21 protein-coding genes and 1 other annotated feature are annotated in these 22,295 nt (G+C 37.0%); of the genes, 5 read left to right on the forward strand and 16 right to left on the reverse strand.

Features of this window, described 5'->3' with window-relative positions; all coding sequences use genetic code 11:
- Positions 1–52: 52 nt before the first annotated feature.
- Together efrB and efrA are read right to left on the reverse strand one after the other, a co-directional pair.
- Positions 53–1,822 (reverse strand): multidrug efflux ABC transporter subunit EfrB, encoded by a 1,770-nt coding sequence (gene efrB / locus IGI63_RS07295; RefSeq protein WP_002365186.1) that lies wholly within the window; start codon positions 1,820–1,822, stop codon positions 53–55.
- Positions 1,819–3,546: a multidrug efflux ABC transporter subunit EfrA gene (efrA, locus tag IGI63_RS07300; protein WP_010717186.1), complete on the reverse strand. Its 1,728-nt coding sequence runs from the start codon at positions 3,544–3,546 to the stop codon at positions 1,819–1,821. The genes efrB and efrA overlap by 4 nt, the downstream gene beginning before the upstream one ends.
- Positions 3,547–3,774: 228 nt before the next feature.
- Between efrA and IGI63_RS07305 the strand changes: the two genes are divergently transcribed.
- From IGI63_RS07305 to rnjA, 3 genes are all read left to right on the forward strand, one after another.
- Positions 3,775–4,161, forward strand: coding sequence for a YbaN family protein (locus IGI63_RS07305; RefSeq protein ID WP_002355126.1), 387 nt, complete (start codon positions 3,775–3,777; stop codon positions 4,159–4,161).
- A 305-nt stretch (positions 4,162–4,466) separates the two neighbouring features.
- Entirely contained in the window at positions 4,467–4,679 is a 213-nt protein-coding gene (locus IGI63_RS07310) for a DNA-directed RNA polymerase subunit epsilon (RefSeq protein WP_002355123.1), read from the forward strand.
- A 1-nt stretch (position 4,680) separates the two neighbouring features.
- On the forward strand, positions 4,681–6,366 hold the full coding sequence (gene rnjA, locus IGI63_RS07315) for a ribonuclease J1 (protein ID WP_002355122.1): 1,686 nt from the start codon (positions 4,681–4,683) through the stop codon (positions 6,364–6,366).
- Positions 6,367–6,471: 105 nt separating this feature from the next.
- Here the strand turns inward: rnjA and IGI63_RS07320 are convergent, their stop codons facing one another.
- The 4 genes from IGI63_RS07320 to IGI63_RS07335 form a co-directional block, all read right to left on the reverse strand.
- On the reverse strand, positions 6,472–6,672 hold the full coding sequence (locus tag IGI63_RS07320) for a cold-shock protein (RefSeq protein ID WP_002355121.1): 201 nt from the start codon (positions 6,670–6,672) through the stop codon (positions 6,472–6,474).
- Positions 6,673–6,825: 153 nt separating this feature from the next.
- Complete coding sequence (gene radC, locus IGI63_RS07325) at positions 6,826–7,524, reverse strand: RadC family protein (protein ID WP_429975563.1); 699 nt, start codon at positions 7,522–7,524, stop codon at positions 6,826–6,828.
- A gap of 56 nt (positions 7,525–7,580) precedes the next feature.
- Complete coding sequence (locus tag IGI63_RS07330) at positions 7,581–8,240, reverse strand: HAD family hydrolase (RefSeq protein ID WP_002385286.1); 660 nt, start codon at positions 8,238–8,240, stop codon at positions 7,581–7,583.
- On the reverse strand, positions 8,224–9,546 hold the full coding sequence (locus IGI63_RS07335; protein WP_429975564.1) for a bifunctional folylpolyglutamate synthase/dihydrofolate synthase: 1,323 nt from the start codon (positions 9,544–9,546) through the stop codon (positions 8,224–8,226). The genes IGI63_RS07330 and IGI63_RS07335 overlap by 17 nt, the downstream gene beginning before the upstream one ends.
- Positions 9,547–9,794: 248 nt before the next feature.
- Between IGI63_RS07335 and IGI63_RS07340 the strand changes: the two genes are divergently transcribed.
- Together IGI63_RS07340 and IGI63_RS07345 are read left to right on the forward strand one after the other, a co-directional pair.
- Positions 9,795–12,359: a YfhO family protein gene (locus IGI63_RS07340; protein WP_429975565.1), complete on the forward strand. Its 2,565-nt coding sequence runs from the start codon at positions 9,795–9,797 to the stop codon at positions 12,357–12,359.
- Complete coding sequence (locus IGI63_RS07345) at positions 12,352–12,951, forward strand: TVP38/TMEM64 family protein (protein WP_429975566.1); 600 nt, start codon at positions 12,352–12,354, stop codon at positions 12,949–12,951. Before IGI63_RS07340 ends, IGI63_RS07345 begins: the two co-directional genes overlap by 8 nt.
- A 46-nt stretch (positions 12,952–12,997) precedes the next feature.
- On the opposite strand, the gene IGI63_RS07350 is transcribed toward IGI63_RS07345, so the two are convergent.
- The 10 genes from IGI63_RS07350 to IGI63_RS07395 form a co-directional block, all read right to left on the reverse strand.
- Positions 12,998–15,640 carry a valine--tRNA ligase gene (locus IGI63_RS07350; RefSeq protein WP_429975567.1) on the reverse strand — a complete coding sequence of 881 codons (2,643 nt, stop codon included), beginning with the start codon at positions 15,638–15,640 and terminating at the stop codon, positions 12,998–13,000.
- Between the two features lie 102 nt (positions 15,641–15,742).
- Positions 15,743–15,982 (reverse strand) — a binding site (T-box leader).
- Between the two features lie 49 nt (positions 15,983–16,031).
- Positions 16,032–16,520, reverse strand: coding sequence for a thiol peroxidase (gene tpx / locus IGI63_RS07355; protein ID WP_002367321.1), 489 nt, complete (start codon positions 16,518–16,520; stop codon positions 16,032–16,034).
- 63 nt (positions 16,521–16,583) lie between these two features.
- The gene (locus IGI63_RS07360; RefSeq protein ID WP_002365189.1) at positions 16,584–17,231 is read right to left on the reverse strand and encodes a redox-sensing transcriptional repressor Rex; all 648 of its coding nucleotides are present in this window, start codon (positions 17,229–17,231) and stop codon (positions 16,584–16,586) included.
- A gap of 129 nt (positions 17,232–17,360) precedes the next feature.
- On the reverse strand, positions 17,361–18,575 hold the full coding sequence (gene thiI, locus IGI63_RS07365; RefSeq protein ID WP_002359156.1) for a tRNA uracil 4-sulfurtransferase ThiI: 1,215 nt from the start codon (positions 18,573–18,575) through the stop codon (positions 17,361–17,363).
- A 91-nt stretch (positions 18,576–18,666) separates the two neighbouring features.
- The gene (locus tag IGI63_RS07370) at positions 18,667–19,785 is read right to left on the reverse strand and encodes a tyrosine-type recombinase/integrase (RefSeq protein ID WP_429975568.1); all 1,119 of its coding nucleotides are present in this window, start codon (positions 19,783–19,785) and stop codon (positions 18,667–18,669) included.
- Positions 19,760–19,972 carry a DUF3173 domain-containing protein gene (locus IGI63_RS07375; RefSeq protein WP_002399131.1) on the reverse strand — a complete coding sequence of 71 codons (213 nt, stop codon included), beginning with the start codon at positions 19,970–19,972 and terminating at the stop codon, positions 19,760–19,762. Before IGI63_RS07375 ends, IGI63_RS07370 begins: the two co-directional genes overlap by 26 nt.
- Positions 19,973–20,064: 92 nt before the next feature.
- Positions 20,065–20,421: an LptM family lipoprotein gene (locus IGI63_RS07380; RefSeq protein ID WP_010823197.1), complete on the reverse strand. Its 357-nt coding sequence runs from the start codon at positions 20,419–20,421 to the stop codon at positions 20,065–20,067.
- Between the two features lie 65 nt (positions 20,422–20,486).
- Positions 20,487–21,023: an EF0163 family protein gene (locus IGI63_RS07385; RefSeq protein WP_033594329.1), complete on the reverse strand. Its 537-nt coding sequence runs from the start codon at positions 21,021–21,023 to the stop codon at positions 20,487–20,489.
- Positions 21,020–21,244: a hypothetical protein gene (locus IGI63_RS07390; RefSeq protein ID WP_002371406.1), complete on the reverse strand. Its 225-nt coding sequence runs from the start codon at positions 21,242–21,244 to the stop codon at positions 21,020–21,022. Before IGI63_RS07390 ends, IGI63_RS07385 begins: the two co-directional genes overlap by 4 nt.
- Before the next feature lie 12 nt (positions 21,245–21,256).
- On the reverse strand, positions 21,257–22,285 hold the full coding sequence (locus IGI63_RS07395; protein ID WP_429975569.1) for a phage tail tip lysozyme: 1,029 nt from the start codon (positions 22,283–22,285) through the stop codon (positions 21,257–21,259).
- Between the last annotated feature and the right edge of the window lie 10 nt (positions 22,286–22,295).

Here is a 22,295-nt window from a genome sequence, read left to right on the forward strand (position 1 = left end):
TTCATAGTAAAAAAGACAAGAAAAACGACTGTCTTTTCAGACAGCCGTTTTTTTATTCCTCATAGTCGCCTTCTTCAGCAAATTGACTATTGTATAGTTTTTCATAGAAGCCACCTTGTTCCAGCAACTCATGATGCGTACCTTTTTCAATGATTTCTCCTTGTTTCATAACAAGAATTAAATCAGCTTCACGAATAGTTGATAGGCGGTGGGCAATAACGAAACTCGTTCGTCCTTCCATAACACGATCCATTGCTTTTTGAATTAAGGCTTCCAAGCGTGTATCGACTGAACTAGTCGCCTCATCTAAAATCAAAATTTTTGGATCAGAAATTACCGCTCGGGCAATGGTCAACAATTGTTTTTGACCAAGGGAAACGTTATCTCCCTCAGAATTGATTTCCATTTCATACCCATCTGGCATTGTCCGAATGAAGTGATCCACATTGGCCGTTTTCGCTGCATCCACAACTTCATAATCCGTGGCATCCAACTTCCCAAAACGAATGTTATCTGCAATGGTACCTTTATACAACCAAGCATCTTGCAATACCATTCCAAATACAGATCGGACATCACTACGGTTCATTTTTTTCGTGTCAATGCCATCAATTTTAATGGCACCTTCTGTTACATCATAAAAACGCATTAGCAAATTGATTAAGGTTGTTTTCCCAGCGCCAGTTGGTCCCACAATCGCAACCATTTGGCCCGCATCAACTTTAAAGTTCAAATTACGAATTAACGGTTTTTCTGGGTCATAACTAAAGCTGACATTTTCAAATTCAACAGAGCCTAAAATAGGTTCTGGTAAAGGAACATCTTGTTCGTTAAGTTCTTCTTCTGGCTCATCTAGGATTTCAAAAATCCGCATGGTCGAAGCTGAAGCGCTTTGTAAAGCTGCAGACAACTGCGTAATATTCCCCATTGGTTGGCTAATTTGCCAAATATATTGAATAAACGCTTGTAATTGCCCCACTACGATCACACCAGCAACCACATAGTAACTACCAAGGACAGCTACCCCGATATAGGTCCCATAAGCGGTCATTTGAACCAATGGCAACATTAATCCTGAGATAAAGGATGCTTTGAAGCCAAAACCATTTAAACGATGATTGACTTGTTTAAAGCCTTCAAGGGTTTCTTTTTCCCGACCATATAGTTTTAAAACACTGAACCCAGTCATATTTTCTTGGACATAACCATTTAAGTCTCCTAAAGAATTTTGCATTCCTTGGAAATATTTCTGGGAGATTTTAACAATTGTTCTGGAAATAATCAGAGACAACGGAATCATAATCACTGAAAAAATCGCCATCAGCGGATTGATTAAGAACATCATCACTACCGCCATCACAATACCTAAGACTGCTGAAACAATATTGATAAAACTTTGTTGCATCGCATTGCTGACAGCATCCACATCGTTCGTCACCCGTGACAAAATATTTCCTTGTTGGTTCTTATCAAAATAAGAAACTGGCAAACGATTGATTTTTTCTTCAATATCTCGACGTAAATCGCGCATGGATTGTTGAACGACATTCGTCATTAAAAAGCCTGACAAAAATTGTGCCACACAATAACCTGTTCCCACAACTAAAATCCAAATTAAACATTGGATTACATAATCAAAATTAATGGATTCGCCGGCCGCAATATTACGGCTAATTTCTGTCGTCGGTAATCCAGTCAAATAAGGCAACGCTGCATTAAAGGCAACGGTTAATATTGTAAATAAAATAACTAAATAAAACGTCACTCGGTACGGTTTAATATAGCGACCGATTCGTTTCATAGAAGAAAAGGCGTGTTTCATGCTAATTCCTCCTCTGACAATTGAGAAGCCGCAATATCATAGTAAATTGGACAAGTCTCAAGTAATTCACGATGTGTGCCAATTCCGACCACGTCGCCTTCGTTTAAAACAACAATGCGGTCCGCATGCATAATTGTTCCAACACGTTGTGCCACAATTAAAACAGTGGATTCTGTTGTTTCTTTTTTCAGACGCGCTCGTAAATTTGCATCTGTTTGATAATCTAACGCAGAAAAACTATCATCAAATATATAAATTTCCGGATTGCGAATAATCGCCCGTGCGATAGCTAAACGTTGTTTTTGACCACCAGAAAAGTTCGTGCCACCTTCTGAAAGAGGTTCATCATAGCCTTGCGGTTTTTGCGAAACAAATTCTGTGGCTTGAGCAATGTCAATTGCTCGTTCCATTTCTTCTAACGTCGCATCTTCCTTACCGTAGCGAAGGTTATCAGCAATTGTACCAGTAAAAAGTAACGCTTTTTGTGGAATATAGCCAATCTTATTGCGTAATGCACTAAGTTGGTACTCTTTTACGTTCACTCCATCGATTAAAATTTCACCTTCTGATACATCATAAAACCGTGGAATCAATTGAATTAATGTTGATTTCCCACTACCTGTGCTCCCAATAAAGGCCACTGTTTCACCAGGTGACGCCTTAAAACTTACATTGCGGATGACTGGGCTTTCCGCATGTCCAGGATAGGCAAAGGTTACATTTTTAAACTCTAGATAGCCTTTAGTAGCTGTTTCTGTTACGCCTTCTTCTTCACGAATAGCTGGTTCCATGTCTAAGGCTTCTTGAATCCGTGAAGCCGAAACCGCAGCCCGCGGATACATCATAAAGACACTGGCAAATAACATAAACGAGAACAGCGCATGGAAAATATATTCAATAAAAGCAATTAAATTCCCAACTTCTAAATCCCCATGGCTGATTTGAACAGTCCCGCTCCAAATGATTAAGACCATCACAATATTAAATAAGAAAAAGAACCCTGGTTGGGCTGCTGCCATTAAACGAAACAGACTTTTTGAACTTTTAGTGTAAGTTTCATTGACTTTATTAAAACGAGATTCTTCAAATTTTTCATTAACAAATGCACGTATTACCCGCAATCCAGAAAGATTTTCTCTTAAAATCCCATTGATTCCATCTAAGTTCTTTTGTTGCTTTTTAGATAACGGTTCTGACAAACGAGCAATTCCGACAACTGCTAGCAGCAGAAAAGGCAAGGCACCTAAAACGTACATTCCTAACGACGGACTCGTTCGCATCACCATGTAAAGACTGGCAATAAACATCACTGGCGTCATAAAGCCAAGACGTAAAATATTTCCCATGAAGAGCATAATTTGGTATGCATCATTGGTAGTTCGCGTAATTAAGGAAGAAACCCCAATACTTTCATATTCACTGTGTGAGAAAGTTTGAATCTTTTCAAATAAATCATCACGAATATCACGAACAATGTTTGTTGTAATTCTGGCACCAAAGTACCCCAGCAAAATATTCATTGCGACACCAATAATCGTAATTACAACCATCCAAATCCCTTGCTGATAAATATAGTCCATATCTTTAGGAATAATTCCTTTGTCAATCATTCGCGCTAAAATGGTCGGCAAGCCTAATTCAATCAAAATAAAACCAAACACACAAATAAAATCAGCAAAAAGTAATTTCTTATAACGCATTGTGTAACGCCACATTAACTTCAATTAATCATCTCCTTCTTATCTTACTTTAAATTTTCTAGTACCCCCACTGTATCAAAAAGAAATCGGTAATACAAGCTGTCTGGCTAGAAAAAACAGCCTTTCTCTTTCTATCCTTTCTCTTTTAGATTTTCTAAAAAATAGATAATTTTAATGATTTACTTATACGATTAAAATTGCTACTTCCTTTTGATTGTGCCATAATTGGGAAAAACTGAAAGGACCCTTTGAATGAAAAAATTATTCTTCATTTTTCTCGGTTCCTGTACGTTTGCTTTAGGCACGTTAGGAATCTTTTTGCCGCTTTTACCCACCACTGGTTTTTATTTATTAACGGCCTTTTTTTGGATGCGTAGTTCAGATAAACTTTATAACAAATTTTTAGCTTCTTCCTATTATCAAAAATATATCCAAGAAGCCTTCTTTGAGAAAAAAATTACTCGTAAAGGCAAATGGAAACTATTTATTTCCATGTTTCTTTTATTTGCCATTCCGTGTTTAATTGTCCGAAATACGTTGATGACTACGACTTTAGCGATTGTTTATTTAGCCCACGTGATTGGCTTAAGTTGGTATTGGCGTCCTAAAAAAAAGGCACTCGAACTTGATCAAGAATAAGGCGAAACAAGAAGTTTGTTTTTTTTAAAAGTCCAGTGAGTGTTTCTATACTTCCTTATCATTCTATGATAAAATAAGCTTAATTGTTGTTATTCACAACACACGGGACGGTTGAAAAAAGAACACATAAAATCAAATACCCAGAATGAAGCAAAGTCGAGGCTTCATTTCATCATTAACAGATGTTTTTGATGAGCATTCTTTTTTAGGTGATCAGCACCTCGTTTTGTTGTGTTTAATTTTCTGTCTTAAAATGAAAAAAACTATAAATTGCTACTATTAGTAGCTGAAGGAGAAATGAATCGATGATTTACAAAGTATACTATCAAGAAACAAAAATCAGAAACCCAAAAAGAGAAGACACAAAATCTCTTTACATGGAAGCCGATAGCGATGTAATCGTGCGCCAATTAGTTGAAGAAAATACCCCATACAATATTGAATACGTTCAATTATTAGACGAAAAACATCTTGCTTACGAGCAAGAACATGCGGACTTCACTCTAACGGAGTTTTAACATGAAAGTAAACATAAAAAATAACGAAACTGGCGTTTTTGCAATCGGTGGTTTAGGCGAAATTGGAAAAAACACATATGGGGTACAATTCCAAGATGAAATTATCATTATTGATGCTGGGATCAAATTCCCAGAAGATGATTTACTTGGGATTGACTACGTGATTCCAGATTATAGCTACATCGTTCAAAATTTGCATAAAGTCAAAGCACTCGTTATTACCCACGGTCATGAAGACCATATTGGTGGCGTTCCTTATCTTTTACGTCAAGCGAATATCCCAATCTATGCGGGACCACTAGCCTTGGCTTTAATTACCAACAAACTAGATGAACATGGTTTATTGCGAGAAGCGGAATTACACGAAATTAATGAAGATACGGTGATTCGTTTTAGAAAAACAGCGATTAGCTTTTTCCGGACGACTCACAGTATTCCTGATGCCTTGGGCGTTGTGGTTAAAACGCCTTCTGGTAACATTGTCGCAACAGGTGACTTTAAGTTTGACTTTACACCCGTTGGTGAGCCAGCCAACTTACACAGAATGGCGAAATTAGGTGAAGAAGGCGTCCTTTGTCTTCTTTCAGACAGTACCAATGCTGAAATACCCACCTTTACAAAATCCGAAAAAACAATTGGGACCTCTATTTTAAAAATCTTTGAAAAAATTGATGGTCGGATTATCTTTGCCAGTTTTGCTTCAAACATTTTCCGTTTACAACAAGCTGCTGATGCAGCCGTGAAAACAGGTCGCAAAATTGCTGTTTTTGGTCGTAGCATGGAAAATGCCATTGTCAATGGCGAACGCTTAGGCTACATCAAAGTGCCAAAAGGAACGTTTGTCGATGCGGCGGAACTGAATCAATTGCCAGCAAATGAAACAATGATTTTATGTACTGGCTCTCAAGGAGAACCTATGGCCGCGCTTAGTCGGATTGCTAACGGTACACATCGCCAAATTAGTATTCAACCAGGCGATACGGTTGTTTTCTCAAGTTCACCAATTCCTGGGAATACGACAAGCGTTAACCGTTTAATCAACTTATTATCTGAAGCCGGTGCAGAAGTTATCCACGGAAAAATCAATAATATCCATACTTCTGGTCACGGTGGACAAGAAGAGCAAAAATTAATGCTTCGCTTGATGAAGCCTAAATATTTCATGCCTGTTCATGGTGAATTTAGAATGTTAAAAATCCATGCTTCGCTCGCTCAAGATACAGGGGTTCCTGAAGAAAATTGCTTTATCATGGGCAACGGCGATGTCTTAGCTTTAACGGCTGATAGCGCACGTCCTGCTGGTCACTTCAACGCTAACGACGTGTACGTTGATGGAAATGGTGTCGGCGATATCGGGAATGTTGTTTTACGGGATCGTCGTATCTTATCTGAAGAAGGTTTAGTTTTAGCGGTAGCAACGGTTGATATTAAAAATAAAGAAATTATGGCTGGTCCAGACATTCTTTCCCGTGGTTTTGTCTACATGCGTGAGTCTGGTGATATGATTCATGAAGGCCAACGTCTTTTATTCAATGCTCTACGTGAAGCAATGAAAGATAAAAACTGTACCGAAGCAAAATTAGGCGAAGCCATGACGACCGCTTTACAGCCTTTCTTGTTTGAACAAACAGAACGTCATCCAATGATTCTGCCAATGATTATGACTGCCACAGTTAGTGATCAATAAAGCTCTCATTTAATAGAGAAGAAAAATGCTTGTCCATTTTTCTTCTCTATTTTTTCTAACAAAAAAACACCTAACGCATGTTAGGTGTTTTTGGATTATTTTTTATTAGTTTTTTTCTACGTTAACTGCTTGAGGGCCACGGTCTGAATCTTCAACATCAAAAGTCACTGCTTGACCTTCTTCTAAAGTTTTGAAACCATCACCTTGGATAGCTGAGAAGTGTACGAATACGTCGCTTCCGTCTTCGCGTGAGATAAACCCAAAACCTTTTTCTGCGTTAAACCATTTTACTGTTCCTTGTTCCATTCTTTTGTTCCTCCTCGTGCATTTGCACATAAATAGTCGTAACTTTGCTCGCTTCCAATAGAATATTTAAAAAAATTTAAAAAGTCTACATAATTCCAAACAAGATTACCCTTTCATTTTACACGTGATAAAATATTTTTGCAAGAATTGTCCTCATTCTGAAGCAAAAAAATTCTCTTCTCTCAAACTAATGTATCCGCTATCACCAACAATAATATGATCCAACAATTGAATCCCCATCATTTCGCCACATTCTTCCATTCGTTTGGTAAATTGAATATCTTGTGGAGACGGTGTCGGATTGCCAGATGGATGATTATGAGCTAATAGTATGCGAGCAGAAGAATATTTAACCGCTCCCCGAAAAATTTCGCGTGGATGAGCAATACTTTGATTCAGTGATCCTTTGAAAATCGTTTTCTGTTGGATAATGTCATTCTTGGTATTCAAGTAAATACAAATTAAATGTTCTTGTTGCAGCCCCTTCATCTCTTGGAGTAATCGTTGAGCGACTTGTTGACTGGACGTAACTTTGCCAAATTTGATTTGACTACTTTGATAAATTCGACACCCCAATTCAATGGCCGCACGTAATTCAATGGCTTTCACTTGGCCAATGCCTTTAATAGCCATTAACTCGTTCAACGTGGCTTGCTGGAAATAAGAAAGTTGCTTAAACTGTTTTAATAGCGTTGCGGCAACAGTCATCACGTCTGCTTCTTTTGAGCCAGTTCGTAACAGAATCGCCAACAACTCTTGATTCGATAATGCTTTTTCTCCTATCGCCAAGAGCCGTTCTCGTGGTAAACAATCACTCGGCATCTCACGAATAAACAGATCCGATACTTGCATAAAAAAAACCTCCTTTGCTAGTCATTAATAAACTACGCAAAGGAGTGTTGTTTTTATTATTTTAAATAATGTGGCGCTTGATGTAAACTCTCCAAGACATGTAATGTTTTCTCTTGGATAACTTCAGTTGGTTGCAATAAATCAGGTACCATGATCACTGGAATGCCCGCACTATGAGCCGCACTTACCCCATGAAATGAGTCTTCGAAAATCAAGGTTTTCGGGGCTTCTGTTCCTAAAAGTTGACGTGCTTTTTGAAAAATTTCTGGGTCCGGTTTTGCTCGTTTAACATCCTCTGCTGAAACAATTCCTACAAAACGATCCTGAATCCCAGCATGGCTTAATAACATTTCAATTGCTGGACGGACGTTACTTGAGGCAACTAATCGAGGAATTTTTTGATCATCTAAAAAGTCGAGAAATTCCACCACCCCTGGTTTTAAAGGGACGTTACCAGATCGAAACTCTTGCAAGGTATCATCATAAGAACGGCGGATAAATTCTTCCACTGTGTCGTGACCGTAAGATGCATAAATACGTCGGTAATTCTCTTGTACTTCTTCATCGGAAATCCCAACATAGTCTAAATAGACTTCTTTACTATATGGTAACCCCATTGCATCTGCTACTTTTTGAGTAGATGTATAGTAAATCAACTCCGTATCAAAAAGCAACCCATCCATATCAAAAATTACGCCATCAAATTTCTTCATCATTTCCTCCTATAGTTAAAAGTAATTCTCTTACTTGAGAAACAAAATATAATGAACCTGTTACTAATAATAAATCATCTGTCGACATTTTTTCTAAAATTTCGCCTAAGCCAAATTGCCATAAAGACACAATTTCTGTTAAATCGTCTTCATATTTTTCCATTTCTGTAAGTGCAATAGCTTTAGGGTAATCAAAGCTAGTTAAGTAAAGATGCGCATTCGGTACTTGCTTTAAGTCCTGAATCATCTCATCCACATCTTTAGTTGCTAAAGCTGAAAATAAAATATGAATCGTGTGTTGTGGAAACTCTTTGCGCAAGTTTTCAACTAAGCGTTTTACTGCATGATCATTGTGGGCACCATCTAAAACAATCAACGGTTCATCACTAAGACGTTCCATTCGAGCTGGCCATTGCGCTTTAGCTAACCCTTTAGTAATGTCTCGTTCTTTAAACGGCAAATGTTGTAGTTGGCAATACTTGTCAAATAATTGAATAGCTACCGCCGCGTTTTCTACTTGGTGACGCCCCAACAAGGGAACTTTAATTTTTGTCAGTTTGCCCATTTCTCCATAGAAATTAAATACTTCCCCCCATTGTGTATCAGGATGTAGATATTCCACTTGATACTCTTTGCCAAAACGAAAAATTGGACTCTGTTTTTCTTGTGCGACTTTTTCAATGACTGCTAGCGCATCAGCACAAATATTGCCTGTTACTACTGGGACTTTTTCTTTAATAATACCCGCTTTTTGATAGGCAATTTCAGCAATTGTTTCACCTAAAATTTCTGTGTGATCCTTCCCAATTGTCGTAATTCCCGTCAATAATGGCTTCACGACATTGGTGCTATCAAGTAATCCACCTAAGCCAACTTCAACAACTGCGATATCCACTTGTTCATTCACGAAATAGTCCAAGGCCATTCCTGTCAATGTTTCGAATTCTGTAATTCCAGCCACTTCAGTGATCTGGTCTAATTCTTTAATGATTGGTTGATACTTTTCCACATAGGTAATCAATTGTTCGTCTGAAATTGGTTGACCATTTATCGCAATTCTTTCATTAAATGATTCAATATAAGGAGAGGTAAAGGTTCCGACTTTCAAGCCCATTTCTTCTAATAGACAGCGTAAATATGTCACGGTTGAGCCTTTACCATTGGTTCCTGCGATATGAATCGTTGGCACTTTGTTTTCTGGATGATCAATTTTTTCTAATAATGCATTAATCCGATCCAAACCAGGTCTTGAGCCAAAGGGTAACCGGCTATGAATCCATTCAATGGCTTCTTCTATTGTTAATTGCATCTTGTCCAACTCCTTGTCTTCTTCTACATTATAACTAAGTTAGGTGACTTTTTCACTAATAACCAATTGAAACTTTTTCTTGAAAACTTTTTGCATTTTTCATAATTTTGCGTTATTAGCGGATACATTAATGAACTTATGGTAAACTAACATTCTGGATGGTTCGTTCCAGCCAGCCAATTAAAAACTATTTTTAGAGCGTTCAACACGCTTATTCATGATTTTTTTATAAAGGTGGACTTATTTTGATGAAAAACAAATCGAAGCTTTTATGGTTAGGAAGTTTTTTCTTGCCGTTTTTACTTCTATTGCTTGTATGGATGACATTACAACTTGCGCCTTTTGGTGACAACAACTTATTAGTTAGTGATTTAGGCACACAATACATGCCTTTCTTGAGTTTTTTAAAACGCTCTTTTCACGAGGGAATAACTACATTCTACTCTTTTTCCAATGAGATTGGTGAGTCGATTGTTCCTTTGGCAGCCTATTACTTACTGAGCCCTTTTAATGTGTTGGCTTTCTTTTTTCCTTATGAACAATTACCTATAGCAATTTTATGGATTATTACCTTAAAACTTGCCTTGATGGGCACGACGATGTTTAGCTATTTAAAATACACCTATCAAAAAGTTGATGGCACCACGTTACTTTTTTCAACGTCCTATAGTTTCTGTGGCTTTGTCACCGTCTATAGCCAAAACTTTATGTGGTTGGATGCACTAATTCTATTCCCGCTTATCTTATTGGGACTCCAACGTTTATGGGATCAACGTAAATGGGGCTTATACAGTATAACCCTGTTTTTAGCGATTGTGACGAATTACTACATGGGTTATATGATTTGTCTCTTTGCTGTTTTGTACAGTATCTATTGGTTCTTTAAAAAGAATACCCAAGCCCATGCTATTCGGCAATTTTTTAAACAAAGTCCGTTATTCATCCTCGTTTCTTTTTTAACAGGAACTGCAACTAGCTTTTTATTATTACCTGCAGCAGAAGGGATGCTCTATACAAAAAAAGCAGATTTTGATGTCTCGACGTTCTTTTTAACGCCTAAGTTCAACACTTCGTTTTTCTCGCAATTAGGCTTAGGTTCTATTAATTATGAGTTGCGTTTAGACCATTTACCAACCGTTTTTGCTGGATTATTTGTGACACTCCTCTGTGTTGCCTATTTTCAAACGAAACAAATTGCGTTAAAAGAAAGAATAGCTTCAGCAATTCTTTTATTCATTCTCTTTTTAAGCTTTTGGTTAGAAGCCTTTAATACTGTCTGGCACATGTTTCAAAGCCCAGCTGGGTTCCCTTACCGAAATGTCTTTATCTTTAGCTTTTTATTGATTGTCTTTGCCTATGAAGCTTGGCTTACAAGAGTGACCATTCCTTGGTCCGCACCTATTATTTTTAGTCTGCTGTTAGTCATTGGCTACGGATCTTTGTATTATGGTCCACAAAAGAATCTCTTAATTTCGATCAATTATTTATGGCTAAGTTTACTTTTTATTTGGTTGATTTTCGTTTGCTTGCGTTTAGCACACAAAAAGGCCTTAAGAAACTATGTAGTCGTGGCTTTATTCTTACTGGTCAGCACAGAATTAACAACGAATTTCTGGATTTCTTTTAAACATATGCCCTTTGGTAGCCAAGCAACATTTGCCCAAGATTACCGAAAACACAGCCAATTAATCGATGAAAAAATGGCCTCAGCACCAGAACTTTATCGCATGAAACAAGTCATTCCTTCCAAAGAAACAGGGTTCCGTGAAATCAATAACGGCTACAATAATCCTTTACTTTATGGCTATGCTGGCGTTTCTAGCTATACTTCGACTTTAACTGCCACTACCCAAGACACATTAAGTGCGCTAGGTTTATATCGAAAAAATGATCGCCGGATTGCCTATGTGGATAATTCACAACTAACCAATTTACTTTTAAATGTGAAATATGACTTTTTACCAATTGAAAAACCTACGAGTGAAAAATTGCTAAAAACAGTTGGTTCCACGAAAATCATGGAAAATGATGAAGCGATCGGTATGGGCTTTTTGGCGCCAACCGCATTAACCAAGTTAAAATTAGCAAAAAATAATCCTTTAGATGCCCAAGAAGAACTCCTGCAAACGCTCGTGCCGACGGATAAACCTTACTTTAAAACAGCTTCGTTGATAAATGAACCTCATCATACCAACGAAACAATTGAAGCAACCTTTAAAGTGAATAGCACTGGCGACTTGCATCTTTATATTCCGAATTTAAAATGGAAAAAAGTTACACAATTGAAGGTAAACCAAAAAGTTATCTCGACGCCGATTTATATTGCAACCAATCAACTGTTCAATTTAGGGCATTTTGAAAAAGGAACTACCGTGACCCTGTCACTAACTGCTGAACAAGTGGTTGATTTAACTAATTGGCAACTTCAAACTTTAGACCAAACAGCCTTTAATCGTGCAGTTGACAAATTACGCCAACAAGCTCTTCACGTGAATGCAACTAAAAAAGGCCATTTAAATGGCGCACTGAATGTACCTGGAAATGACACTCAGTTACTGTATACGTCCATTCCTTATGACCAAGATTGGCAAGTCAAATCGTCGCTACAAAAAGAACCCTTAAAAACACAACGCATTCTAGGTGGCTTTTTAGCTGTTGAAGTCCCAGCTGGCAAACAGCAGTTAACCTTTGCCTATCATCCAAGAATGATTTATCTCGGCACTGCCGTCAGCGGAACGATTTTACTGGGAACGGCTGGTTATCTTGGCTTTAAAAAATACCGTCGAAAACGTCAGGAGGCCACTCATGACTAATCAGAAAAAATTTTTAAATGGACTCATTCGGTGGTTACCCCTAGTTGGACTGGTGCTTTTCTTCGGCTTAATTTTATGGGGATATTCCAGAGGAATTTTTCATTCTGTTGCTTCCTTGCAAGCTTTTATTAAACAGTTTGGTAACTATGCGGTTCTGTGTTTCATTCTTTTACAAATCGTCCAAGTGATTATCCCTATTCTACCTGGAGGAATCTCTTCTGTTGCAGGAATGTTGATGTTTGGCAATTTGCAAGGCCTTTTGTATAGCTATCTTGGATTGATTATTGGTGAGTTTATTGGCTTTTTACTGGTTCGTTACTATGGACGTAGCTTTGTAAAAATAATCCTTTCACCCAATAAATACAAAAAATTTGAAGAGATTTTAGACAAAAATGAACAAAATGTCAAAAAGCTCTTAATCTTTACTATGTTAGTCCCCTTCGCTCCAGATGATATTGTTTGTTTAGTGGCGGGAATTACAGATATTTCTTTAAAGGAATTCATGAAAATTGTTCTTTTATTAAAATTCTGGTCTGTGGCTACTTACAGCTATTTAATGTTGTATTTGTTTCAATTATTTGGCAAATTATAACAAAAAGACAACAAAACCAACGTTTGGTTTTGTTGTCTTTTCTTTTTTAGATTGAACGTAATTGGGCAATCCGTTCTTTGACAGCCTCTTGTTTTTCAAGGTAGTCTTTTTCTTTTGCACGTTCTGCTTCCACGACCTCATCTGGTGCATTTGACACAAAACGTTCATTTGAAAGTTTGCCTTGCACACGTTTGACTTCTTTTGTCCATTTGTCTAATTCTTTTTCTAAGCGAGCAATTTCTTCCTCGATATTAATCAACCCAGCTAATGGTAGGAATAGTTCTGCGCCTGTTAATACAGCGGACATGGCTAATTCTGGCGCTTCTATTTCACGACTGATGACTAATTCCTCTGGGTTACAGAAGCGTTCCAAGTAGCTAGTATTAGCTGTTAAAAATTCTTCTACTTCTGTATCGTTTGTTTTAATTAACAAGGTAATTGGTTTAGAAAGTGGTGTATTCACTTCTGCTCGAATATTCCGAACCGAACGAATGACTTCTTTCAGAACTTCCATTCCTCGAGCTGCTGCTTCATCGTTAAATTCTTCATGAACAACTGGGTACTCTGCCACAACCAATGACTCACCTTGATGCGGAATTTTTTCCCAAATTTCTTCTGTTACAAACGGCATAATTGGATGCAATAAGCGTAAGATTTGATCCAATGTGTACACCAAGATGCTCCGTGTTGTTTGTTTAGCTGCTTCATTGTCCCCGTAAAGAATTTCTTTACTCATTTCAATATACCAATCACAGAAATCATCCCAGATGAAGTTGTATAATTGGCGACCTGCTTCACCGAATTCAAAGCGATCAAATAATTCTGTCACACGGGCGACTGTTTCGTTTAAGCGCGTTAAAATCCAACGATCAGCGACAGTCTTTTCACCACTAAAGTCAATATCTGCAGCAGTCATACCTTCTACATTCATGATAACGAAGCGACTTGCATTCCAGATCTTATTGATAAAGTTCCAAGAAGCATCCATTTTTTCATAACTAAAACGAACATCTTGACCAGGTGCTGAACCATTTGATAAGAACCAACGTAACGCATCTGCGCCATATTTTTCGATGACATCCATTGGATCAATCCCATTCCCCAATGATTTACTCATTTTGCGTCCTTGCTCATCACGAATTAAGCCGTGAATTAAGACATTTTGGAAGGGACGTTCGCCTGTAAACTCTAAGCTTTGGAAAATCATACGACTTACCCAAAAGGCAATAATATCATAGCCAGTAACTAATGTGCTTGTTGGGAAGTAACGTTGATAATCTTCGCTTGCTTCATCTGGCCAACCCATCGTTGAAAATGGCCATAAAGCAGAACTAAACCATGTATCTAAGACGTCACTATCTTGAACCCAGTTTTCACTGTCGGCTGGTGCTTCCATCCCAACATACATCTCGCCCGTTTCTTTGTGATACCAAGCAGGAATTTGATGGCCCCACCATAATTGTCGCGAAATAACCCAGTCATGAATATTTTCCATCCAACGTAAAAATGTTTGATTGAAGCGTGGTGGATAAAATTCAACAGCGTCTTCTGTTTTTTGATTTTCTATTGCTTTTTCAGCTAATGGTCCCATTTTTACAAACCATTGGGTCGATAAACGTGGTTCCACGACAACGCCTGTTCGTTCTGAATGGCCCACGCTGTGATTCATTGTTTCGATCTTAATTAAGCGACCTAGTTCTTTCAAGTCAGAGACAATCGCTTTACGTGCGGCAAAACGATCCATTCCTTCGTATTTTCCAGCCAGTTCATTCATCGTGCCGTCTTCGTTCATAACATTTACTCGAGGTAAGTCATGACGATTACCGACTTCAAAGTCATTTGGATCATGGGCAGGTGTGATTTTTACAACCCCTGTTCCAAATTCCATATCTACATAGTCATCTGCAATAATTGGAATTTCTTTATCTACTAATGGCAAGACAACTGTCTTACCAATAAGTTCTTGATACCGTTCATCTTCTGGATGGACCGCAATCGCCGTATCTCCCAACATTGTTTCAGGACGCGTTGTCGCAATTTCAACAACGCCAGAACCATCTGATAATGGGTAGCTCATGTGGTAAAAAGCTCCTTCAATATCTTTATGGATTACTTCAATATCAGACAATGCTGTTTTCGCTTTTGGATCCCAGTTAATGATATATTCACCACGGTAAATCAAATCTTTCTCGTAAAGAGAGACAAACACTTTACGAACGGCCTCAGATAGCCCTTCATCTAAAGTAAAACGTTCACGGCTGTAATCTAAAGAAAGGCCCATTTTTGCCCACTGTTCACGAATGTGAGAAGCATATTCTTCTTTCCATTCCCACACTTGATCAACAAATTTTTCACGACCTAAGTCGTAACGTGAAATTCCTTGTTGTGATAGTTTCTCTTCTACTTTTGCTTGCGTGGCAATTCCGGCATGGTCCATTCCTGGTAGCCATAACGTATCAAAGCCTTGCATTCTTTTTTGGCGGATAATCATATCTTGTAATGTTGTATCCCAAGCATGCCCTAAGTGTAGTTTTCCTGTTACATTGGGTGGTGGAATAACAATTGAATAGGGCTTCGCTTTTTTGTCGCCACTTGGTTTAAATAAATCTTGATCTAGCCATTTTTGATAACGGCCAGCTTCGATTTCTGTCGGTTGATATTTCGTTGGTAAGTTTTTTTCTTCTGACATTTTTTCCCCTTCTTTCTTAAAATACGCGATTTGGAGCAGTAATTATTTTACAAATGAGTTTTTTTGGCTAAACACTAAAATACGCCCTAAAATACTTTCGTATTTTAGGGCGTAGATTCATCTTATTTACGCGGTACCACCTAAATTGCATTTGAATTGAATTCATTCAAATGCCACTCATTCGTGAGATAACGTTCACGAAACGAATCGTTCTACTAACGTACTGTGTTCAAACCATTGACTCACAAGCTACCTTCTCACTGGTTGTGTAAAAGTCTTGCACCTGAACGACTTTTTCTCTAAAACGACGCCAATGATACTCCTCTTGTTCGCTGTCTTTGCTTCATTCTACAATGAAGCGCAAGCAAAGTCAATTTGTAATCTAGAGGGATTACACTTTTTTTGCAGCTTCTAACGCTTGTTGATAATCGGGTTCCGACGAAACTTCTGAGACGATTTCTTCATAAACTAACGTTCCTTCTGGGTCAATCACAAAAATAGCACGTGCTAAACGGCCCATTTCTGGAATATACAAACCATAAGCTGCACCAAATGAGTCTTCAGTATCATGAAGCATTTCCATTTCGACACCCTCAGCGGCACACCAATTTGCTTGTTCTTCAACTGTGTTATTGGAAATCGTGATAATCTGAACACCGTCTAATTTCGCCGCTTCTTGATTGAAACGTTTCGTTTGCAGTGAACAAACACGTGTGTCGATATCAGGAACCACACTAATTAAAACCGTTTTACCTTTATAATCTGCCAAGTTGATTTCTTGGTTGTTTAAATTTTTCAAAGAAAAGACGGGGGCTTTTGTGCCAACTTCGGGCTGTTCACCTGTCAATTCTAATACGTGCCCTTTTCTTGTAACATTCATTCTGAAATCCTCCTTTTCCACTTTCAATAATAAGTATAGTAGAGGATTCTTATGAAGACAATTTTATTGCTTTGGGCTATTTGCTAGTGAAAAAGTTTCATTAAAATAAATCAGTGTTTGCAGTTCCGTTGTTAAATCAATATACTGCACACTAACGTTGGCTGGCACACTGACACGGTCTGGCGCAAAATTTAAAATCGCAGTCACACCCGCTTGTACAATTTTGTCGATGGCTTTTTGGGCATGGTGACTTGGTACTGTAGAAATGGCTACCGTGACCCCTTCTTGTCGAACGAATGCTTCTAACTCAGACATATCATGAACTAATAACCCATTAATCGTGGTGCCAACTAAAGCTGAATCATTATCAAAAGCACAGACAATATTCAAATTCTCGTTGCGTCTAAAATTATTTTTTAATAATGCCTTGCCTAAATTGCCACAACCAATCAGAGCAATTCTTTTTTCTTCTTGCGTATTTAAAATATTACTAAATACCTCAATTAAATACGGCACATCGTAACCATAACCGCTTCGGCCCAGTTCACCAACGTGGGAAAAATCACGCCGAATCGTTGCAGAAGGAATCTGGATCATTTCACTAAACTCTCGTGATTTAATGCGTTTAACACCAGAATCCCCTAACATTTTTAAATAACGTAAATAAACCGGCAAACGTTTTGCCGTTGCTTTAGGCATTTTTTTCTCCATCCTCTGTCCTCCTTGTTACCTACTTCACATATTCAGTTTATCACGGTTCCCCTCTCCGAGCAACTTGTTTGTGAAATAAGTACAAAATAAATACAGTGACGTCTAAGCGACCGTCACTGTATTTATTTCTTATAGGAAATCTGCAAATTCGTCTTCTTGTTTATCTTTCGCTGTTTCTGCTGAAATCTCTGTAATTTTGAGTCCTTCTAAGGCCCGAGCCATTAAACCTTCTAAGTCTAAGCGCGCTTCATAATCTTGCGCTTTATCCAAGCGAGGTCGTGTTTTCGGTTGCGGTGGCGCAAAAATTGTACAACAATCTTCGAAGGGTTGGATGGCTAATTCAAACGTGTCAATTTTTTCGGCAATTTCGATAATTTCTGTCTTATCCATTGAAACAACGGGTCGAATTATCGGTGTTGAGGTAACCTCATTAATTGCTACCATACTTTGAAGTGTTTGCGAAGCCACTTGTCCTAACGATTCACCATTAATAATGACTAAACCTTTCCGCATTTCACGAATTGCATCTGTTAAGCGTAACATTAAACGTCGTGTAATGGTCATTAAGTAGCCTTGGGGAACAACTCGTTTTATTTCTTCTTGAATTTCTGTAAAGGGCACTTCAATAAATTGAATAGTTCCTACATAAGGGACTAATTTTTCAGCTAAATCTTTAGCCTTTTGTAACGCTTGTTCACTTGTATAAGGCGGACTAGCAAAATGGACAGCTTCCACTTCCACGCCACGTTTCATAGCTAAATAACCAGCAACTGGTGAATCAATGCCTCCTGACAACATCAACATACCACGACCACTGGTGCCCACTGGCAATCCACCCGCACCGCGAATCGTTTCATAAGATAAATACGCCGCATCTTTACGAATTTCAATTCTTAAGTTAATATCAGGCTTTTTCATTTGTACTTGAATTTCCGGAATGGCTTCAATAACGGCCCCACCTAATTCTTGATTCAAGCCATTTGAATCAAGTTCAAATGAATGGTCCGAGCGTTTAGCAGTAATTTTAAACGTCTTACCTGGCGTATAAACTTCCCGAACAACCTCTTGAACCATTGCACGAATCGCTGGCATTTCTTTTTCAATACGAATACTTGGCGAAAAATTTTGAATTCCAAACACTTTACTTAGTTTCGGAATCACTTCTTCACTATCTTCCCCATTTAATAAAATATGCATTCTATCTCGATCTGCATGGATTTTCAATGCTGGAAAATCAGCTAACGCACGTTTCACATTTTGTGCTAACTGCATGATAAACGTTTTACGATTTTTTCCTTTAGTTGATAATTCGCCATAGCGAACCATAATTTCTGTATATTTCACTTTCTATTAATCCCTTTCTAAATCGCTTTAAAACAAAGCTTACAATTAGTTTTCATTATATTTGCTAACAATAAAGCTAACAATTACTATTCTAAATTTTTAAATCAGTTAATTTCTTAGAAACATCATTCATTCTTCCATTATAAAGGTGCCCATATTTTTCTAAAGTGGTTGTTATACGACTATGACCCAATCTTTCCTTAATAACCAGTGAATCTTCCTTAAGGGCAATTAACATAGAAGCATGAGAATGTCTTAAAGCGTGTATTTTAATCACTGGCACATCTGCTAAGTCACAAATTTTTTTAAGCCAGCCATGCGTTGTAGACTTAGCCAATGTTCCACCATCTATAGAAAATATAAGGTTTATTTTTAAAGGAGATTGCTGTTCTCTCCATATTTCAAAAAGCCGTAACGTTTCATCGTCAAGAGATACCGTTCTAATACTACTTTTTGTTTTTGGCGTTGTAGTTCTAAACTCTCTTTTATTTTTAACAAGCATCGTCTTATTAATATAAACAACTTTACTGTCAAAATCAACATCTTCCCAATTCAAAGCTAAGGCTTCACCTAGCCGAAGACCTGTCATGAATAAAAATCTAAAAAACATTTTTTTAAAGAACAATAAACTATCGCTTTCATCACTAAGCAGCATTACTTTTTGCATATCATCTATAGTCCAAATGTTAACTTCTTTCTCTTCAACTCGAACTCTACTTACTTTTTTTGATATATCTTCATCAATAAATCCAAAAATAAAAGCTCGCTCGAATACGGATTGAATATTACAAATGATTAAATTAATATACTCTGGAGATAAACTTTCACCTGTTTTAGTTTTATACTCACCAGATAAATAATTAATCAATTTTTGTAAATCAACCGTTTCAATAGCATTTATCTGTACCTCATTAAAGATAGATAAATGATTTTCAATTATACCTGTATTGGTCTTAAAAGTACCTTCCTTAACATGATTTTTGTACCAGCATTTATAATATTCTTCGTAAAAATTAACAAATGTAATCTTTTCACGTTTTTCTTGATAATCAATCATAAACTGATTATAAGCTTTTTTTGCCTCCTTTGCTGTCTTAAATCCACGCTTAAATTTTTGTATTCTTTTCCCTTTTAAATCAAAACCCAAACTTGCAACAAAATAATACTTACCTGTCTTTTTGTCTTTATAAACATTTGATGTCTTTGCCACCTTTATTAACCTCTATTCCTAAAATTTCTTCAACTACACTCACAGGAACACAAGAGATTTTCTTACCACTATAGAAGTGGCAACCTCTTTCTACTAGTAAAGCTTTGGCTTCACGAATAACACGTTGTGATTGGTATGGAGAAAATCCAAGGCTAATAATGTCTTTTTTTGTCACAGTACTTAACATTAATAATACCATCTCCTTCTATTTAATTACATAAAAAAAAGCAGTACTTAATTAGCACTACCCTATGTCAAATGTTCATTAAAATTGAATTTCTATTTAAATTTACCCGACTTGTAGATAACTTCATAGTTACCACTAGCTTTCATATCATCAAAAGTTACTTTGCTTTTTGTACTATCTAACTGCTTATCTTCATCATAATAATAAAAATACTCCAATGCACTAGGCTCATCTTTAACAGGAACCCAAATATCAGCCAAATAACGATTAGTGTCTTTATCTTTATACATCAAAAAACTAAAACTATCTTCTGAATACTCATCACCATATGCAGAATCTTTAATTATAGAGTCTTTAAATTCTTCACCTGTTTTATCTAATTTAGAACCACAGGCAGATATCATAAAAATTGCAACAACCATCAACACAATTGAAGCTGCCTTTTTCATTTTATCATCTCCTAACTTATATAAACGTAATACTATTAAATAAAGCAAAAAATTGTATATCAAAATTAATACTCTTGTTTCACTGAGTTATAGGTAATTTCTGCTATCTTATTCCCTTTCACTTTTGCCAGTAAAAGTACCCTTGTTTTTGTTCCGTTTTGTTCACAATCAAGCACGACTGCGTATTCCTTTTTATCATTTTGATATATTGAACTTACTTCACCTTTACTTTCCAATTTTGCACCAGTTTTCACATCAATACCATTTTTCTTTATACATTCAGCAGTCATTAATTTCTTCAATTTTTCGTTACGATCATTGATACTAGAAAAATTAGCATAAGCATTTCCAAAGTCCTCTACCAACTGGTAAGTGTTAGATACCTTTTCTTCCGTTGATTTATCCTTACTCTGTATAGACTTGGTACTACTTTTTTCAGTTACTTCACTTCTTTTCGTAGTATTTATATTATCAACTGGTTTCATAGTCGCCGATTCAGTTGTTGACGAAGCCACCGTTTCATGACCTTTGGTATTTCCTCCACAAGCAGAAAATATTAATCCAACACCTAATACTAAAACTACTAAACTTAACTTTTTCATTTTCTACCTACTTTCTTTGAAATGCGTTGCACTTCTTTAATATACACAACCTTTGAAAAAATTCCCTCAGAAAATTTAACACGATACTCTTTATTATTCACAGCTACTAAAAAACCATCTTGGTACTTTTGAACTGCAAACTCATTTTTTCTACAGTTAAATTTCGAACAGATTTCTTTTATCTGACGATTAGTTAAACCACTTTTCTTACTCAAAATCATTCATAGTTCCTCCTACTTCCTTACTATGCTGGTCACATGTGGAAAATCTAATCCCCAAGTCCGAGAATACTTAGCAACAATTTGACCTTGTTCCGAATTTTGCTCGTATGTTGTAAATTTTCCTTTGCCTTCTACGCCTGCAACAACACCAGTATGTCCATAAATACTAGTAGCCACACCACCTTGTCCAAAATTAATAACATCTCCAGCTTTAATATCCGAGTAGTTTGGATTCTTTATCACTTTCCAACCTATTGACGGCCAATTGTAATCATTACCAATCTCACTCGCAAACATATGTCCTGTACCCATCATTTGAAAACCTCCTTGTTTTTCAACAAAAAAAGCAGATAAGCCATAGCACTGCCCACCATTAATAGTTTGTCCCAGTACATTTTCTAAAATATCAATTTCTCCTCCACCAATATTGGCTGAACCTCCGCCCATCGAACCTGTAGAAAGTCGCTTATACCAATTATTAGCACTAGTCTTTCTTTTTACTTGTTCTACAGGATCATCTTTTGTTCCAGCTCGTTCCCACAGCTTCAAAATATCTACCGCAAGTGTATTCACATCTTTTGATTTAGACATTCTTTTAAGTAAGTCACTATCAGAACCATCCTTATTCCACGCAAAATCCATTTGTAAAGCTACTGATTTCCATTCCTTTTTTTGACTTTTTGCAAAATTTAATAAATTAACTCTTCGTCCTGAATCCCATTGTCCTAATCCAATTCCATAACCGCCTAAACTAGCGTTATAAGCAATAGAAGGATTAAAATCCAAATCACTTTGAATTCTAGCAGGATTTAATCCACTTTCATGTTCCATATTGCCAATCCAAGCGGCTGCAAACTGCAACGTTCCACCGTGTGACGTCACGTAGTTAGAAACTTCTAATGCTACTTTTTCCTGTGGTGTAGCAGGCTGAAACTGGGAAGAATCTCCGCTTTCACTAGAAGAAAATACACCTAAAAATAATAAAAAAGGAAGAATAAAGACAAAGCAACTAGCAATTAAAACCTTATTTGATTTCTTCATGGTCTCTCCT

This window comes from Enterococcus sp. DIV0086, assembly GCF_050498705.1.
Taxonomy (GTDB): domain Bacteria; phylum Bacillota; class Bacilli; order Lactobacillales; family Enterococcaceae; genus Enterococcus; species Enterococcus faecalis.

Bases quoted from the DNA above. Each gene is read 5' to 3' on its own strand.
- efrB (WP_002365186.1), bottom strand. From the start codon at position 1,822: ATGAAACACGCCTTTTCTTCTATGAAACGAATCGGTCGCTATATTAAA.
- IGI63_RS07310 (WP_002355123.1), top strand. From the start codon at position 4,467: ATGATTTACAAAGTATACTATCAAGAAACAAAAATCAGAAACCCAAAA.
- IGI63_RS07375 (WP_002399131.1), bottom strand. From the start codon at position 19,972: ATGTTAAGTACTGTGACAAAAAAAGACATTATTAGCCTTGGATTTTCT.
- IGI63_RS07390 (WP_002371406.1), bottom strand. From the start codon at position 21,244: ATGATTTTGAGTAAGAAAAGTGGTTTAACTAATCGTCAGATAAAAGAA.
- IGI63_RS07340 (WP_429975565.1), top strand. From the start codon at position 9,795: ATGAAAAACAAATCGAAGCTTTTATGGTTAGGAAGTTTTTTCTTGCCG.
- tpx (WP_002367321.1), bottom strand. From the start codon at position 16,520: ATGAATGTTACAAGAAAAGGGCACGTATTAGAATTGACAGGTGAACAG.
- rnjA (WP_002355122.1), top strand. From the start codon at position 4,681: ATGAAAGTAAACATAAAAAATAACGAAACTGGCGTTTTTGCAATCGGT.
- IGI63_RS07360 (WP_002365189.1), bottom strand. From the start codon at position 17,231: ATGGAGAAAAAAATGCCTAAAGCAACGGCAAAACGTTTGCCGGTTTAT.
- IGI63_RS07335 (WP_429975564.1), bottom strand. From the start codon at position 9,546: ATGCAATTAACAATAGAAGAAGCCATTGAATGGATTCATAGCCGGTTA.
- IGI63_RS07320 (WP_002355121.1), bottom strand. From the start codon at position 6,672: ATGGAACAAGGAACAGTAAAATGGTTTAACGCAGAAAAAGGTTTTGGG.
- IGI63_RS07330 (WP_002385286.1), bottom strand. From the start codon at position 8,240: ATGATGAAGAAATTTGATGGCGTAATTTTTGATATGGATGGGTTGCTT.
- IGI63_RS07380 (WP_010823197.1), bottom strand. From the start codon at position 20,421: ATGAAAAAGGCAGCTTCAATTGTGTTGATGGTTGTTGCAATTTTTATG.
- IGI63_RS07385 (WP_033594329.1), bottom strand. From the start codon at position 21,023: ATGAAAAAGTTAAGTTTAGTAGTTTTAGTATTAGGTGTTGGATTAATA.
- IGI63_RS07305 (WP_002355126.1), top strand. From the start codon at position 3,775: ATGAAAAAATTATTCTTCATTTTTCTCGGTTCCTGTACGTTTGCTTTA.
- IGI63_RS07350 (WP_429975567.1), bottom strand. From the start codon at position 15,640: ATGTCAGAAGAAAAAAACTTACCAACGAAATATCAACCGACAGAAATC.
- radC (WP_429975563.1), bottom strand. From the start codon at position 7,524: ATGCAAGTATCGGATCTGTTTATTCGTGAGATGCCGAGTGATTGTTTA.
- IGI63_RS07395 (WP_429975569.1), bottom strand. From the start codon at position 22,285: ATGAAGAAATCAAATAAGGTTTTAATTGCTAGTTGCTTTGTCTTTATT.
- IGI63_RS07345 (WP_429975566.1), top strand. From the start codon at position 12,352: ATGACTAATCAGAAAAAATTTTTAAATGGACTCATTCGGTGGTTACCC.